13 protein-coding genes are annotated in these 14,883 nt (G+C 52.9%); 3 read left to right on the top strand and 10 right to left on the bottom strand.

From position 1 onward, the window contains the following. Window positions 1–38: 38 nt before the first annotated feature. The 3 genes from ACT3T7_RS01815 to ACT3T7_RS01805 are packed head-to-tail and all read right to left on the bottom strand — an operon-like array spanning window position 39 to window position 1,581. Window positions 39–437 carry a DUF2069 domain-containing protein gene (locus tag ACT3T7_RS01815; RefSeq protein ID WP_172116646.1) on the bottom strand — a complete coding sequence of 133 codons (399 nt, stop codon included), beginning with the start codon at window positions 435–437 and terminating at the stop codon, window positions 39–41. Further along, window positions 434–1,057, bottom strand: a complete 624-nt coding sequence (wrbA, locus tag ACT3T7_RS01810; RefSeq protein ID WP_444621639.1) for an NAD(P)H:quinone oxidoreductase — start codon at window positions 1,055–1,057, stop codon at window positions 434–436. The genes ACT3T7_RS01815 and wrbA overlap by 4 nt, the downstream gene beginning before the upstream one ends. Window positions 1,058–1,107: 50 nt before the next feature. Then, window positions 1,108–1,581, bottom strand: a complete 474-nt coding sequence (locus ACT3T7_RS01805) for a gamma-glutamylcyclotransferase family protein (RefSeq protein ID WP_441679312.1) — start codon at window positions 1,579–1,581, stop codon at window positions 1,108–1,110. Between the two features lie 133 nt (window positions 1,582–1,714). Between ACT3T7_RS01805 and smrA the strand changes: the two genes are divergently transcribed. After that, window positions 1,715–2,305 (top strand): DNA endonuclease SmrA, encoded by a 591-nt coding sequence (gene smrA, locus ACT3T7_RS01800; protein WP_172116643.1) that lies wholly within the window; start codon window positions 1,715–1,717, stop codon window positions 2,303–2,305. Window positions 2,306–2,353: 48 nt separating this feature from the next. Here the strand turns inward: smrA and ACT3T7_RS01795 are convergent, their stop codons facing one another. The 4 genes from ACT3T7_RS01795 to metH form a co-directional block, all read right to left on the bottom strand. Continuing rightward, the gene (locus ACT3T7_RS01795; RefSeq protein WP_172116642.1) at window positions 2,354–2,929 is read right to left on the bottom strand and encodes a DUF934 domain-containing protein; all 576 of its coding nucleotides are present in this window, start codon (window positions 2,927–2,929) and stop codon (window positions 2,354–2,356) included. Beyond that, window positions 2,922–4,574, bottom strand: a complete 1,653-nt coding sequence (locus tag ACT3T7_RS01790; RefSeq protein ID WP_172116641.1) for a nitrite/sulfite reductase — start codon at window positions 4,572–4,574, stop codon at window positions 2,922–2,924. Before ACT3T7_RS01790 ends, ACT3T7_RS01795 begins: the two co-directional genes overlap by 8 nt. A gap of 114 nt (window positions 4,575–4,688) precedes the next feature. Then, a complete protein-coding gene (locus tag ACT3T7_RS01785) occupies window positions 4,689–6,026 on the bottom strand; it encodes an MATE family efflux transporter (RefSeq protein ID WP_444629875.1) in 1,338 nt (445 codons plus the stop codon). Between the two features lies 1 nt (window position 6,027). After that, on the bottom strand, window positions 6,028–9,723 hold the full coding sequence (gene metH, locus ACT3T7_RS01780) for a methionine synthase (RefSeq protein ID WP_444629874.1): 3,696 nt from the start codon (window positions 9,721–9,723) through the stop codon (window positions 6,028–6,030). A 295-nt stretch (window positions 9,724–10,018) separates the two neighbouring features. Here metH and nfuA point away from each other — a divergent pair, with 295 nt between their 5' ends. Then, window positions 10,019–10,624: a Fe-S biogenesis protein NfuA gene (gene nfuA / locus ACT3T7_RS01775; protein ID WP_172116638.1), complete on the top strand. Its 606-nt coding sequence runs from the start codon at window positions 10,019–10,021 to the stop codon at window positions 10,622–10,624. Between the two features lie 108 nt (window positions 10,625–10,732). Here the strand turns inward: nfuA and msrQ are convergent, their stop codons facing one another. From msrQ to ACT3T7_RS01760, 3 genes are all read right to left on the bottom strand, one after another. Further along, on the bottom strand, window positions 10,733–11,338 hold the full coding sequence (gene msrQ / locus ACT3T7_RS01770; RefSeq protein WP_444629873.1) for a protein-methionine-sulfoxide reductase heme-binding subunit MsrQ: 606 nt from the start codon (window positions 11,336–11,338) through the stop codon (window positions 10,733–10,735). 14 nt (window positions 11,339–11,352) lie between these two features. Then, window positions 11,353–12,378 carry a protein-methionine-sulfoxide reductase catalytic subunit MsrP gene (msrP, locus tag ACT3T7_RS01765; protein ID WP_444629872.1) on the bottom strand — a complete coding sequence of 342 codons (1,026 nt, stop codon included), beginning with the start codon at window positions 12,376–12,378 and terminating at the stop codon, window positions 11,353–11,355. Between the two features lie 73 nt (window positions 12,379–12,451). After that, window positions 12,452–13,483, bottom strand: a complete 1,032-nt coding sequence (locus ACT3T7_RS01760; protein ID WP_444628872.1) for a DNA-binding protein — start codon at window positions 13,481–13,483, stop codon at window positions 12,452–12,454. Window positions 13,484–13,737: 254 nt separating this feature from the next. Between ACT3T7_RS01760 and ACT3T7_RS01755 the strand changes: the two genes are divergently transcribed. Then, complete coding sequence (locus ACT3T7_RS01755; RefSeq protein WP_444629871.1) at window positions 13,738–14,868, top strand: tyrosine-type recombinase/integrase; 1,131 nt, start codon at window positions 13,738–13,740, stop codon at window positions 14,866–14,868. The last annotated feature ends 15 nt before the right edge of the window (window positions 14,869–14,883 follow it).

Genomic DNA, 14,883 nt, shown 5'->3' with positions numbered 1-14,883 from the left:
AATAACGTTCGTCACTCTTTAGATAACGCCCAAAACGTTCACTTACCTGTTTGGCGCTGTTGTTGGCTACGAAAACGTGCGTACCCCATGCAACCTACAAAAAGTGCCAGCGATACGAGCGCTTCCACAATGCCATGCACCGTTTGCCCGGGTACAGCGGCTAGCATGACACCTTGTGTAACGTAGAGAAGGCTGACAAAGGCGAGCCAGGCATGGCCACGTGCACGCTGGCCAAGAATGGAAGGTAAAAAAAGCACCAGCGGTAAAATAAAGGCCACTATAGGCCGCCAATCAAACGTATCGCTTTGCAATGTAAAGCCACGATAAATAACCAGCAGCAAGAGCAGCGTAAAACTGATCAATACACACTGCCGAGCACGCAGTGTTAACGTATTTATGCCGTGGCGCTGCTCCAGGCTAGTTAGCCACTGCTTCATGATGTCCCCTGGCGCATGGCATTAAGCGCTACTGCTAGTTTAGCCAGTCGTTTGCCTTGTGCCACGCATAGTGCTCGTTCATGTTCATCCACCGAACGGTCGCTACGCGGGCCTGCCAAATGGCTGGCACCGTAAGGCGTGCCTCCGCCTTGGGTGCTTAACAGGGCCGTTTCACTATAGGGAATACCTGCATAGACCATTCCGTGGTGCAACAAAGGCACTAACATGGTCAGCAGCGTACTTTCCTGGCCGCCGTGTAGACTGGAGGTCGATGTAAATGCACAAGCTGGTTTATCGACCAAAGCACCGTTCATCCATAAGCTGCTTGTGCTATCCAGGAAATACTTTAAGGGAGCGGCCATATTGCCAAAGCGCGTGGGGCTACCCAAGGCAAGCGCGCTGCAGTTACGCAGATCATCAAGTTCAACATACACCGCCCCCTCATCAGGGATTTCCGGCGCGACGGCCTCGCAAGTTGTTGAAACTGGAGGCACCGTGCGTAAACGCGCTTCAATACCCGCAATGCTTTCAATACCTGCAGCCAATTGACGGGCCATGTCGGCCGTCGCCCCTGAGCGAGAGTAATAAAGAACCAATACGTAAGGGGTGGTGTTACTCATAAATTTTCCTTGGTCCTGGAAGAACGCCGATAAAAGCCCTGCCTGATGCCTTATGGTATCAGAGCTATGTACTTGGCAGGAGATGGCTTTAAAAGATGGTAGCTGGTTTCGGGTAATCTGACGTAAACCCAGACGTCGCTTCCATCGGCTAACCGTTTTTTAACGCGCTCGTACCGAACGCCCAAGCGTTCATAGCGATCAAGCCGCCTTAACGCTTCCGGCGTCACGGTTAATTTTAGGCCTTCGACGTGGCTACCTGGCTGAGGAGCGACGTCCAGATCGTGACGCTGATACCCTGGAAGAACCGCCGGTTCTGGACTGCCTAAACTGCCAGCGACTAACCAGCGAATCAGTGGATAACGTAGCGTTCCATACACAAACAGCTGATGTGTGCGTTGTTCTACCGTTTGCACCTCATCAGGCGGGGAATAGAGCCAGGGACTTAACAGGGTTAGCCATAGCCATGTGGCCGCTGACAGCAGTAATAAACCTGCCAGAGCGACTGTTTTTTTAACCCAGCCCATCCGTTGCCCTTTTAAAAACCTGAGTGGGATAGCCTGGCGTGCCGTTCTCCCTTAAGCAAGTGTTGAGCAATCTGCTTAAGCAATACGATATGGTTTGCTAGGATAGAGGTAGACCTTATCGGAGGAGCCTGCAATGAACCAGCCACTTCGTGATGATATGGATTTCCGAGCCTCTGTGGGTGATGTAACGCCGTTGGCACGTAGTAATCAGGCCGACGCAGGTAATCATCGGAGGAAGCCTTCTGCAGCCCAGCTTGCACGCAGAGAAAGCGCTCAAGAAGAGCTTAGTGAACGTAATTTTCTATCCGATGACTTTGTTGATTTACTGCCCCCTTTTGATCCTATCGAATACCGTCGAGAAGGCATTCAGCAGGGCGTTGTCGATAAATTAAGGCATGGAGGATATAGCGTACAGGCACAACTTCATTTATTGCGTCGGCCGTTGGCTGAATGTCGCCGCATGCTGTTTCCGTTTATTCAGGAAGCCTATGCGCATGACCTGCGTTCGGTCATGATTGTGCATGGAAGAGGGCGCGAACTGGACAGCCCAGCCAACGTGTTGCGCTCTTACCTAGCCAAGTGGCTTGGCCAGTTTGAAGAGGTCCAGGCGTATGTCTCTGCCCAGCCTTCCGAAGGCGGGCTTGGCGCTACGTGGGTGATGCTGCGCAAAAGCCAGCGGGCGAAAGCCAATAACCGTGAGCGCCAGCAAAAAAGGAAAGGATAACAACAAAAATGCCCCTGAAAGCAGGGGCATTCACTGTGTGTCTCGCTATCAAGCGTAAGAAGCTACCTTATTGGTTGCCTGTTGGCGCAAGTGAAACAGCGGCTCGGGTTGATCGGTCGCAGGCTGATAAGCGCGACTAAAAATATGCAGATTTCGCAGAGCATCTTCGACCCACTGGTCTTCTCGAAGCGAAAGTCCGTCAAATCCACAGCGGGTCATAAAAAACAGCTGGTCAACCAGCACATCGCCAATGGCACGCACTTCACCCTGGTAGGCATAGCGCTCCCTTAGTAGGCGCGCCAGGCTATAGCCACGGCCGTCAGTGAATTTTGGAAAATCGATTGCAATTAATGGCGCGCTTGAAAGGCGTTCAGCCAACTCTGGTGTCAGCTCGGTATCCGCAGGCAACCAGGGAGCTGTCAGCTTGCCCTCTGAAGTGCTATCAAGCCAGATTGAGAGCGGCACGATGGTATGCGCGTCAGATACTGTTGCGTTTGTTTCAGTATCGCGTACTAACGTCCAGCTATCCTGCGTTTCTTGGCCGCGAAACAGGTAAGGACGTTGGCGTTCTACCAGATCTGTCTCGAATGGCAGGTTCTCTTCAGAAGAAGGCTGGTTAAGCATAAACGCGCTCCTTAAAAGGCTTCAGGCCGATACGACGGTAAGTGTCCAGGAAAGTCTCGCCACTATGACGCTCACCCACGTAAACGTTTAGCAGCTTATCAATCACATCAGGCACATTTTCACGGCTAAAGGATGGGCCAAGAATCTTGCCCAAAGCGGCACTGTTGCCTTGATCACCACCCAGCGAAATCTGGTACCACTCTTCACCTTTCTTATCGACGCCTAGTATGCCGATGTGGCCTACATGGTGATGTCCGCAGGCATTCATGCAGCCTGAAATATTAAGATCCAGCGGGCCGAGATCATACAGGAAGTCCAGGTCTTCAAAGCGTTCTTGAATTGACTGTGCCACAGGGATTGACTTCGCATTAGCAAGCGCGCAGTAGTCCCCCCCCGGACAGCAGATAAGATCTGCCAGTGTACCGACCGTGGGATTTGCCAAGCCTAGAGCTTCCAGATCGTGCCATAGTGCTTCCAGTTGATCGGCAGGTACATCACCAAGCACCAGGTTTTGTTCGTGAGTTACACGAAGCTCGCCGAAGCTATATTTGTCTGCCAGGTCTGCTATCTGGTGCATTTGTTCCCAGGTAACGTCACCCGGTGAATGGCCGCTGCGTTTTAGTGACAGCGTCACCGCTTTATAGCCTTTAACTTTATGCCCCTGAACATTGTTGGTCATAAAACGGCCAAAAGCACGATTTTCCTGGCGCAGTGCATCAATAGCCGCGATAGCGTCGTCACTTACCGGGCGGCGGTCAGGATCAACAAAGTATCCTGCAACCCGCTCAATACTTTCAGGCGTTAAGGTTTGAGGGCCATCTTTAAGATGCGCCCACTCCTCGGCTACTCGGCGGCTAAACTCTTCGACACCTAGCGCTTTGACCAGTATCTTGATCCGTGCTTTGAACTTGTTGTCCCGGCGGCCAAACTGGTTATAAACGCGAACCAGAGCCTCCAGATACGTAAGCAAGTGCTGCCAAGGCAAGTCTTCACAAACAACTTCACCGATTAGCGGTGTGCGGCCCAGACCGCCGCCCGCGAGAACTTTTACGCGCACTTCACCCGCATCATCACGCCATAGGCGTAACCCTACATCGTGAACCTGAATGGCTGCACGGTCTTGCTCAGCGCCGGTCACGGCAATTTTAAATTTGCGCGGCAGATAAGCGAATTCAGGATGAAATGTCGACCATTGGCGTATCAGCTCACACCAGGGGCGAGGATCTACTTCTTCGTCTTCCGCAATACCTGCAAATTGATCAGTCGTGGTATTACGAATGTCATTACCACTTGTCTGAATTGCATGCATTTGGACAGTTGCCAACTCCGCCAGCATATCCGGCACCGTCTCAAGCTTAGGCCAGTTCAACTGCAGGTTGGTACGCGTTGTAAAGTGACCGTACCCGCGGTCAAAGTCACGCGCTAGGTCCCCCAACTTACGCAACTGATAGGAAGCCAGCATGCCGTAGGGAATGGCGATCCGCAGCATGGGAGCATAGCGCTGAACGTATAAACCGTTCTGTACCCGCAAAGGAAGAAACTCTTCTTCGCTGAGTCGACCCGCCAGATAGCGGTTCATCTGATCGCGAAATTGAGCAACGCGCTCATCAACAAGCGTTTGGTCGTGAATATCGTAACGGTACATGTGGCACGATCCTGCTAAAAAGCGAAATGGTCACGTCAAGGCGGACATTAATGTAGTGTTACCTTAACGCGTGTTTCATATTCTACAAAAGAATATATAATTATCTTTTTATCGCTAAACGATATTTAAAACATTGGGAGCTAGCCAGCGCTTACGCTGCCAAATCCATAAAAAACCCGCCGAGTTGGCAAGCCGATAAACTATCTGTACCAGCCAAACCCCAAGCAGGCCTTGTTGTAAACCAATCCCAACCCACCAGGCAAGGGGCAGAAACAAAAGCCACTGCATGCTTAAGGTCAGCAGCATCACCGTACGCTGCGCGCCAGCGCCCATCAATGCCTGAGCCAGCACCAGCGCCGCCGCATCCAGCACAATCATTGCACCGGTAATTTGTAAGGGCAGCGTGCCCAGGGCGATAAGCTCGGGGCTGGAAAAGAAAATGCTGAGTACCTGCATCGGGAATACGAGCATTGGCAGTGCCAAGAGGGTGAGCAGCACACCGGCAACGCCCAGCGCATCCAGCCCCCACCGATGGGCCGCCCTTTGATCATCCTGGCCTAATGCTTCGCCTACCAGGCTCATGGCAGCAACGCCCACACCCACACCCGGCAGGATTAGCAATAATGACAAGTTAACCAACACATGCCCAACCGCAACACTTGCGCTCCCCATACGACTTAACAACCAAAAAAGCACCACATAGCCCGCCGCAAAACATATCTGCTGTAGGGAATGAGGCAGAGCAAGTGCTAGCGTTGTGCGCAGCGTATCAAGCGACGGCAGGCTGAACAAAAAGCCATTCTGGTCGCGCTGTCTTACAGTGACCCAAAGCCAGATAAAAAGGCCTAAAAACATCGAGAGAGTTGTACCTACGCCTGCGCCGCTTGCCCCCATACGAGGTAGCCCAAACAGGCCATAGATCAGCCCGCTACTGGCCGCTACGTTAAACAGCTGAACAACCATAATGATGCGCAGATAAAGGTGGGTTTGTTGGCGGCCATTCCAATAACCACGAAAACATAGCGTTAATGCAATAGCGGTAAGCGCAACAACGCGCCAGCGAAAGTAATCAACCGCCACGTGCTGAATCTCAGGCACCTGCGTTATCAAATGCAGCAGGGCAGACGCTTGCCACCAGGCCAGCAGCGATAGCGGCAGCCCAACTACCAGGCCAACCGCAACGCCTGCCTGTAAAGGCTGAGCCGAATACTCACAGCCCGCTCCAAGGCGCTGGGACGTTTGCGATTGAACGCTTGAAGAGAGACCAAACACCAAGGCGGTGAGCATAAACATGGCGTAACCACCCACACCCACACCCGCCAGCGCGACCTGGCCTAAATGGCCCACCAGTGCGGCATCAATGATGTTGAGCATGCTCTGAGAAAGCATGCCCAACATGATCGGTAGCGCCAAGCGAACGACTTGGCCGTGGCGTCGAGTTGCTAACGCCATATCAACTGGGGTCGTAAGAGAGCACCGGCGATAGCCAGCGCTCCATTTCCTCAAACGGCATCTGTTTACGCTCAGCGATTGCTTCTACCTGGTCACGAGTGATTTTGCCCGTCGAGAAATACTTTGACTGCGGATGAGCAAAATACCAACCCGCAACGGCAGCGGCTGGCCACATGGCGTAGCTTTCGGTTAGCGCAAGGCCGGTATTTTCTGTGGCGTTAAGCAGCTTGAACAAGGTGCCTTTCTCGGTGTGGTCCGGGCAGGCAGGATAGCCGGGGGCGGGGCGAATGCCCTGATATTTTTCTGCTATCAGCGCGTCGTTATCCAGTGTTTCTTCTGGCACGTAACCCCAGAACTCTTTACGTACCCGCTCGTGAATGCGCTCTGCAAAGGCCTCTGCCAAACGGTCGGTAAGTGCTTGAACCAAAATCGCGTTGTAGTCATCACCTGCCGCTTCATACGCCTTGGTAAGTTCGTCAACGCCATGGCCGGCGGTAACCGCAAACCCGCCGATCCAGTCGGCTTTACCGCTCTCTTTAGGCGCAATAAAGTCCGCCAGGCTGTAGCAGATACCGTCACGACCCTTGGTGGTTTGCTGGCGAATATGGTGAAGGCGCTCGATGACCTCACTGCGCGATTCATCGGCATACACTTCAACGACGTCATCATCCACACTGTTGGCCGGCCACAGGCCGATAACGCCCCGAGCCTGAACGCGCTTTTCATCGACAAGCTTGCGCAACATGACTTGCGCATCGGCAAACAGGTTGCGCGCCGCTTCGCCCACGACCTCATCGTTAAGAATTTTTGGGTACTTACCCGCTAACTGCCAGCTCATGAAGAAGGGCGTCCAATCGATACGCTCGATCAGCTCTTCAAGGTCATAGTTATCGAACGTTTTGAGGCCCAGGAGCTTGGGTTCAGCCGGCGTCTGGGTGTTCCAGTCGGTGCGGAAACGACGTTTGCGCGCCTGAGTGTAATCCAGGTCCGCCGCTTTAGGGCGCCGCTTGGCGTTACGTTCGCGCACCTTGACATACTCTTCACGAATTTCCGCGACATACGCCGTTTTTAGGTTGGGGGCGAGTAATCGGCCGGCGACACCTACCGCGCGTGAAGCATCGGTTACATAAATGACCGGTTGCTCATACTGTGGCTCAATTTTAACGGCCGTATGCGCTTTGGAGGTCGTCGCGCCACCAATCAGCAGCGGCAGGTTCATGCCTCGGCGCTGCATTTCCTTGGCTACATGTACCATTTCATCGAGCGACGGCGTAATCAGCCCCGAGAGGCCAATAATATCGGCGTTGTGGTCAATCGCGGCTTGAAGAATTTTCTCGGCAGGCACCATTACGCCAAGATCAATAACTTCGTAGTTATTACACTGCAGCACCACGCCAACAATATTTTTGCCGATATCGTGAACGTCGCCTTTAACCGTGGCCATGACAATTTTGCCCTTGGCCTGAGTGCCTTCGTTTTTTTCCGCTTCGATATACGGGATCAAATAGGCAACCGCCTGCTTCATGACCCGCGCGGATTTCACTACCTGGGGCAGGAACATTTTACCGGCGCCAAACAAGTCGCCGACAACGTTCATGCCATCCATCAGTGGCCCTTCAATGACCTCGATAGGGCGCTCGGCCTGAACGCGAGCTTCTTCGGTGTCGTCTTCGATATAGGCCGTGATGCCTTTCACCAGCGCGTGTTCGATGCGCTTATTAACGGGCCAATCACGCCACTCAAGGTCCTCTTTCTTGGCCGGGCCGCTACCGTCACCCTTGTACTTGTCTGCCAGCTCCAGCAAGCGCTCGGTGCCGTCGCTGCGCTTATTCAGCACAACATCTTCCACGGCATCGCGAAGCTCGGCGGGTAAGTCGTCGTATAGCGCAAGTTGCCCGGCGTTAACGATCCCCATGCTCAAACCCGCACGGATAGCGTGATACAGGAACACCGAGTGGATCGCCTCACGTACCGGGTTATTGCCCCGGAATGAGAAAGAGACGTTAGAAACGCCGCCTGAAATCATCGCATGGGGCAGGTTTTCGCGAATCCACTGAGACGCCTCGATAAAGTCGACGGCGTAGTTGTTGTGCTCTTCGATGCCTGTGGCAATGGCGAAGATGTTGGGGTCGAAAATGATATCTTCGGCCGGAAAGCCGATGTCATCGACCAGTAGGCGGTAGGCGCGCTCACAGATTTCCGTCTTGCGTGCGAACGTATCGGCTTGACCATCCTCGTCGAAGGCCATGACCACGATAGCCGCGCCAAAGCGACGACATTTGGTGGCTTGCTCACGAAACGCCGCTTCGCCTTCTTTTAAAGAAATCGAGTTAACAATGGCCTTGCCCTGAACGCATTTTAGGCCTGCTTCGATAATGTCCCATTTGGACGAGTCGATCATGATTGGCACGCGGGCAATATCCGGCTCGCCAGCGATCAGATTTAGAAAGCGCACCATGGCTTCCTGCGACTCCAGCATGCCCTCATCCATATTGATATCGATGATTTGCGCGCCGTTCTCAACTTGCTCAAGCGCTACTTCCAGGGCCGTGGTGAAATCTTCTTCAACGATAAGCCGTTTGAAACGCGCCGAACCCGTTACGTTAGTACGCTCACCCACGTTGACGAATAACGAGTCTGCATCAATGTTGAAAGGCTCAAGTCCGGACAAACGGCAAGCGGAGCTACGCTCAGGAATTTGACGCGGTGCCATGGGACGCACCGCATCTGCAATTGCACGAATATGTTCAGGCGTTGAGCCACAGCAGCCACCAATGATATTAACCAGGCCGCTCTCGGCAAACTCGCTAACAATCGCCGCCATCTCCTCCGGCGTTTGGTCATACTCACCAAATTCGTTAGGCAGGCCAGCGTTAGGGTGTGCGGAGACAAACGTATCGGCTTTGGTGGATAGCTCTTCAAGGTAAGGACGTAGCTCTTCAGCCCCTAGCGCACAGTTAAAGCCTACTGACAGCGGCTGGGCATGGCGAACCGAGTTCCAAAACGCCTCGGTGGTTTGCCCGGAAAGCGTCCGGCCCGAGGCATCGGTGATCGTGCCTGAAATCATGACCGGCAGACGCTTTCCAAGGTCTTCAAACAGCACTTCAAGTGCATAGATCGCGGCTTTGGCGTTAAGCGTATCGAAGATGGTTTCGATCATGATCAGGTCAGCGCCGCCCTCGATCAGCGCCTGAGCAGCTTCATAATAGTTTTCACGCAGCTCATCGAAGGTCACGTTACGCTTGGACGGGTCGTTCACATCCGGCGATAACGAAGCAGTGCGTGAAGTGGGCCCCAATACGCCAGCAACGAAACGCGGCACGCCGGTTTCAGCCGCGACCGCATCGCACACTTCCCGAGCCAGGCGTGCAGACTCACGGTTAAGCTCGACAACAATGTCTTCCATGCCGTAGTCGGCTTGAGAAAGGCGCGTACTGTTAAAGGTATTGGTTTCAATAATGTCCGCACCCGCTTCCAGGTAGCCGCGGTGAATACGCGACACTACGTCGGGGCAGGTGAGCGCCAGCAAGTCATTATTGCCTTTTAAATCTGACGGCCAATCGCTGAAGCGTTCGCTACGAAAGTCTTCCTCGCTCAGCTGGGCATTTTGCAGCATGGTCCCCATACCGCCATCCAGAATTAGAATGCGTTGGGTAAGGCGTTGGGTAAGCGAGGCGTTCAAATCACTAGCGGCCATAACAGGGAATCTTCTCCAGCGTCTTGATCGAAAATATTTTATCAAAATACGTTTTCGAAAAGGGGTATGAGCGGCGTTTTACAACATATCAATAAACAAACGGACATTATGATACCAAAGGCCGCCAAGCAGGGCAGCTATACAATGCAGCCGTTAAAAAATCATTAGCCCGTTAGCCATTTAAATAGCCTACTAAAACAGTCGGGATTGTGTCGACGCGCTGTTTTGCTTACCATAGCAATAAAATGACATGTGAAGTGGTATTGCCACTGTTCACGGGAGGGAAAATAGCCTCATGACCACGACTACCGAAGCACCAGGTATCGACATTACCGATAGCGCCCAAGAGTACCTTGCGGAATTGCTTGAAAAGCAAAACGTTGAAGGTATCGCTGTGCGTATTTTCATTACCCAACCGGGCACGCCGTATGCAGAGACATGCCTTGCATACTGCCGTCCGGGCGAAGAAGAACCCGCTGACGTTACGCTTGAACTTGAAAAGATCAACGTATTTCTTGATAAAAACAGCTTGGCGTTTTTAGAAGAAGCCGTGGTCGATTTCAATGCTGATCGTATGGGGGGGCAGCTGACCATCAAGGCACCCAACGCCAAGATGCCCAAGGTAAATGCTGACAGCCCGCTTGAGGACCGTATTAATTACGTGCTGTATAGCGAGATTAACCCTGGCTTGGCAGCGCATGGCGGTGAGATCAAGCTGATTGAGTTAACCGAGCAAAAAATGGCTATTCTGGCGTTTGGCGGCGGTTGCCAAGGGTGTGCAGCGGTAGATTTAACGCTTAAAGACGGCGTCGAAAAAACGCTGATGGAGCGCATTCCTGAACTTGCCGGTATTCGTGATGTGACAGACCATACCGATAACACCAACGCTTATTACCGCTAGGTAAAGCCGTGTTTTGATTCGAGCCCAGCCTTATGGCTGGGTTTTTGCGTTTTATCCAAACGTATACGGGACACGTGTTGTACAAGGATAAGGAGTCTTTAAGATTCGTTACGCGGAATGCTTTATTCGTTGGCGTACCTTGGGCAACATGCGCGATATGGCCGGAATGCGCAGGCACATCAGCAGTGCGCCTGCCATCGCGTATAAAAACCACTCCTGCATGTCGGCGCGTACTATCCACAAGAAATGCAGCAACACCAGCACCAAAATAACGTAGCTAAACTTATGGAGCGTTTTCCAGCGCTTGCCCAGTTTACGCATGGCCCAACGGTTAGACGTAGCGCCTAACGTTACCAAACCCAGCAGGGCAAGCATGCCCACAATAATATACGGCCGTTTAACGATCTCACTGCCTAGCTGCGTCCAATTAAGTCCCAGAATAAATAACGCGTAACAAACGAAATGCAAAAATGCATAGGCCAGCGTCCACAGACCCAGCTGGCGACGAATAACGCTAAAACCTTTCCAGCGTGTCAGGCGGGTCAGGGGCGTAAGACTTAAGGTAAGCAACAATAGCCATAGTGCGCCTTGGCCAATATTTAACAGCAAATAGCGCCCAGGCTCTGGGCCCGCCAAGTTGTTAGCTACTTGCAAACTCCACCAGCCCAAGGGCGCCAAGGCGAAAATGAAAACGCCTATACGCCATAGCGTCATAAAATAAGCCGGCATCAGTAGTGAACCCGAAGATCCATGCCTGCGTATAAGTCAGCGACTTCATCGGCATAACCATTAAACATACGCGTGTCGATGATATTGGTATTGAAGAGGCTGTTCGGTAAACGGCGTTCGGTGGCCTGGCTCCAACGAGGATGATCGACCTCAGGGTTCACGTTGGCGTAAAAGCCATATTCATTGGCAGCGATTTGCTGCCAGGAATTGAGTGGCTCTTCTTCAACCAGTGAAATGCGCACAATCGATTTAATGCTTTTAAAGCCATACTTCCATGGCACCACTAGGCGAAGCGGTGCGCCGTTTTGATTAGGTAGCTCTCGTCCATACATGCCCATCGCTAGAAAGCTTAGCGGATGCATTGCCTCATCAAGGCGTAGCCCTTCTACATAGGGCCAGTCGATTAGGGCAAAAGCGGAGCCTTGCCCAGGCATTTGTTCAGGATCGACTAGCGTTTCAAAGCGCACGTAATTGGCTTTTGATGTTGGCTCTGCGCGTTGAATAACCTCGGCAAGCGAAATGCCTAGCCAAGGAATAACCATCGACCAGGCTTCAACACAGCGTAGCCGGTAAATGCGTTCTTCAAACTGGGAAGGGTTGACGAGATCTTCAAGGGCGAAGCGCCCACCCTTATTGACCTCACCATCAATCACTACGCTCCAAGGCTTAGTCACCAGCGAGCCCGCTTTGCGTGAGGGGTCGCTTTTGCCGGTACCAAATTCAAAAAAATTGTTGTAGCTGCTGGCATCCGCATAAGGGGCCATTTTGTCCTGGCTCGGGTCAGTAGGCACAACAGCCCGCCACTCGGCCGCATCGCGTTTGGCCTTAAACCATTCAGGCGCATCGCCTTCGGGAACATCGTTGTAGTCAGGCATTTGCTCACTGGCTGAGGCGTGGCCTGCTAATGCCAGCCCTGCTCCGAGGCCCGCGAGTCCGCCCATAAAACGTCGGCGTGATAAGTAAATCGACTCAGGGGTGATCTCTGATTCATGTAAGTCACCAGGTTTAGCAATTTTAATCAGCATGGTGATGCTCCTGCCGGTCAACAACCATCGGCTGGTTAAATGATGTCGGCAGGCTAGCCGGTGTCGACGTCATTCAATCATTCTCGTTCAACTGCCTTTCTCTGACGTTTATCGAAGCAGGTAGTTCAGAAAGTTGCTGCTGTAACGCCGTCATTTGTTGACCCATTGTGGTCTGCCATTCGCGCTCACGTTTCATCTGCTCTCGCTGCTGTTTGTTGTTTTCCTGAGCATCTTCCAATTGCTGAGTGAGCGATGCAATGCGCTCTTCCTGGGTGGCGATGTGCTGCTCCTGTTCTTTTGCCTGCTGGGCATATTGGCTTGCCTGAGTCTGCTGTTTTAGTAGATCGCCGCGATTTTGCTTTAGCTCCTCCGTTAACGCCTCGATGCGTTGCTGCTTCTGCTGGAGCCGCTTTTGCGAGGCTTTTCCTTCCTGAGCACGCTCCTGGCGAGCCTCATCCAGCATCGCCATCAATCTTCCCTCGGCATTTTCATTGCGCTGCTCTTCTTGGGCCAGGCGTTTTTCCCATACGCTCTGTTGCTCTTTTAACGCAGCGGTATGTTGCTGGCCAAGGGCCTCATTATGCTGGTGTAAGGTTTCATTTGCTTTTTTTAACTGCTGGTTTTCCTCATGCGCCTCAGTGGCAGCCTGCTGCCAATGTTGCTCTTTGGCCTGGCTTGCGGCCAGCTCACGGTTAAGCGCTTCAAGACGCTGCTCGGTATGGCGGAAGTGTTCCGCCAAGGCGCTTTCGCGCTGTTCGGCGTTCGCGGCTAACTGTTCGGCATTCTCAGCCAGCTGTTGGGCTTCTTCGACTTGTCGATTCGCCTCTTCGCGGTAGTGCAGCAGCGCCTGATTGGCGACTTCTTGCGCTTCACGCCATAGCTCACTGGCGACATTAACAACTACCTCAGGGACACCTTTAGGTGGAGGAACGTCGCGGTTTTGTTCGCGCTCGGTGCGCCAATAGCGGAAGTGCTCGCTAATCGTCGTAAAGCTGCCGGTACCCAACACCTCGCGGATTCGTTGCACGCTGGGCGTATCGCCACGGGTAAGAAGCGTATCAATTGCGTGCTGTACGTCACTGTACTGAATGCCACTGCGCGCCATGCTGTCTCTTCCTGATATTGCCTATTGAATCGTTCTATTTTCCGTGCAATGGCTTATAAATACAATAATTACGTTATACATATTACGTAATTTTATTTATCATTAAGCACATAAATTCAAGATTACTCTTATAATCTTGAATTTATATACGCTTGGCATCATACTTATCCCTTAGCAAACAGCGGCATAGCGATGCAGGCTAAAACAGAGCCAGGTAGCGTTATCGAGATAGGTTTCAGTATGTTTATGATCAAATGGACGTAATTGCCGGACAGAAGGGCGGCATACAGGCGTCAAGCGCTGTAGTGGAGCTGCCGTTTCAGTCATCGCGCATTAATGCGCATACAGACGCTCAGGCCGTTGCTGCATGGCTTGCCGAGTATCAGGACAGCCCGCAAACCTGGAAAAGCTACCGGCGTGAAACCGAGCGGTTGTTGCTTTGGCTTGACCACCAGCACTTAACGCTGGAAGCGATGAACCGGGAAACGCTGCGCCAATTTGAAGCATTCCTGGCAGACCCGCAGCCCGCCCAGCACTGGGTTGGGCCTTCAAAACCTCGTTACCACCCGGAGTGGAGGCCATTTCGTGGGGCGTTATCACCCGCCAGCCGCCGACAAAGTTTGATTATTTTGCAGGGGCTGTTTAGCTGGCTGGTAGAAGCAGGGTGGGTCAGCCATAATCCGTTTCGGTTGATGCGCGATAAATCTCGCCGCCTAAACAATCAGACACCTCGCATTGAGCGCTATCTGGAACGTGAGCTATGGGAGTGGTTTTGGTGCTGGCTTAATCAGCCAATGAGTGACGGGAAGGGAAGTCGTGCCGAGTATGAACAGGCCCGACGCCGGTTTATTTTCGGCTTTGCCTACTTATTGGCACCGCGTATTAGCGAAATGGCGGGCACCCGCATGGGTGATTTTTCCCAATCAGAAGGGCGCTGGTGGTGGTCCGTGGTGGGCAAAGGCAGCAAGCTTGCTCGCGTCCCAGTGCCTGATGATATGCAGGCATGTTTGACTGGTTGGCGACAAGCGCTTGGGCTTGATGGATTGCCCATGCAGTTTGACGAGACGCCTGCTATCCGAGCGCTGGATGGAAAGCGGGGTATTGGTGACAATCAGCTTTACCGGCTGATCCGTGAAACCTTTGCAGAAGCGGCCGACGTGCTTGAAGCTGAAGAGGGGGCGCCCGCCTATGTGGCTGCGCTGCGCAAGGCAACACCGCACTGGCTGCGACACACCTCGATCACCCACCAGGCTCAAGCGGGCATTAGCTTGCGTCACTTGGCAGAAAGCGCCCGCCATGCGCGGTTGGACACCACATCGCGCTACCTGCACACCGAAGATAATGAGTGGCACAGTGAACAGCAACGTCACCGGCTTACGCCATAAGGCACGTCAGGCTGA

The sequence above is a fragment of the Halomonas sp. 111 genome (assembly GCF_052379685.1).
GTDB lineage: Bacteria > Pseudomonadota > Gammaproteobacteria > Pseudomonadales > Halomonadaceae > Vreelandella > Vreelandella citrativorans.
The sequence above is the reverse complement of the archived record's forward strand: the minus strand, read 5'-3'. Positions and strand labels throughout refer to the sequence as shown.

What these genes read in the sequence shown, in the direction of transcription:
- ACT3T7_RS01815 (WP_172116646.1), bottom strand. Translation starts at nt 437, where the DNA reads ATGAAGCAGTGGCTAACTAGCCTGGAGCAGCGCCACGGCATAAATACG.
- wrbA (WP_444621639.1), bottom strand. Translation starts at nt 1,057, where the DNA reads ATGAGTAACACCACCCCTTACGTATTGGTTCTTTATTACTCTCGCTCA.
- ACT3T7_RS01805 (WP_441679312.1), bottom strand. Translation starts at nt 1,581, where the DNA reads ATGGGCTGGGTTAAAAAAACAGTCGCTCTGGCAGGTTTATTACTGCTG.
- smrA (WP_172116643.1), top strand. Translation starts at nt 1,715, where the DNA reads ATGAACCAGCCACTTCGTGATGATATGGATTTCCGAGCCTCTGTGGGT.
- ACT3T7_RS01795 (WP_172116642.1), bottom strand. Translation starts at nt 2,929, where the DNA reads ATGCTTAACCAGCCTTCTTCTGAAGAGAACCTGCCATTCGAGACAGAT.
- ACT3T7_RS01790 (WP_172116641.1), bottom strand. Translation starts at nt 4,574, where the DNA reads ATGTACCGTTACGATATTCACGACCAAACGCTTGTTGATGAGCGCGTT.
- ACT3T7_RS01785 (WP_444629875.1), bottom strand. Translation starts at nt 6,026, where the DNA reads ATGGCGTTAGCAACTCGACGCCACGGCCAAGTCGTTCGCTTGGCGCTA.
- metH (WP_444629874.1), bottom strand. Translation starts at nt 9,723, where the DNA reads ATGGCCGCTAGTGATTTGAACGCCTCGCTTACCCAACGCCTTACCCAA.
- nfuA (WP_172116638.1), top strand. Translation starts at nt 10,019, where the DNA reads ATGACCACGACTACCGAAGCACCAGGTATCGACATTACCGATAGCGCC.
- msrQ (WP_444629873.1), bottom strand. Translation starts at nt 11,338, where the DNA reads ATGACGCTATGGCGTATAGGCGTTTTCATTTTCGCCTTGGCGCCCTTG.
- msrP (WP_444629872.1), bottom strand. Translation starts at nt 12,378, where the DNA reads ATGCTGATTAAAATTGCTAAACCTGGTGACTTACATGAATCAGAGATC.
- ACT3T7_RS01760 (WP_444628872.1), bottom strand. Translation starts at nt 13,483, where the DNA reads ATGGCGCGCAGTGGCATTCAGTACAGTGACGTACAGCACGCAATTGAT.
- ACT3T7_RS01755 (WP_444629871.1), top strand. Translation starts at nt 13,738, where the DNA reads ATGGACGTAATTGCCGGACAGAAGGGCGGCATACAGGCGTCAAGCGCT.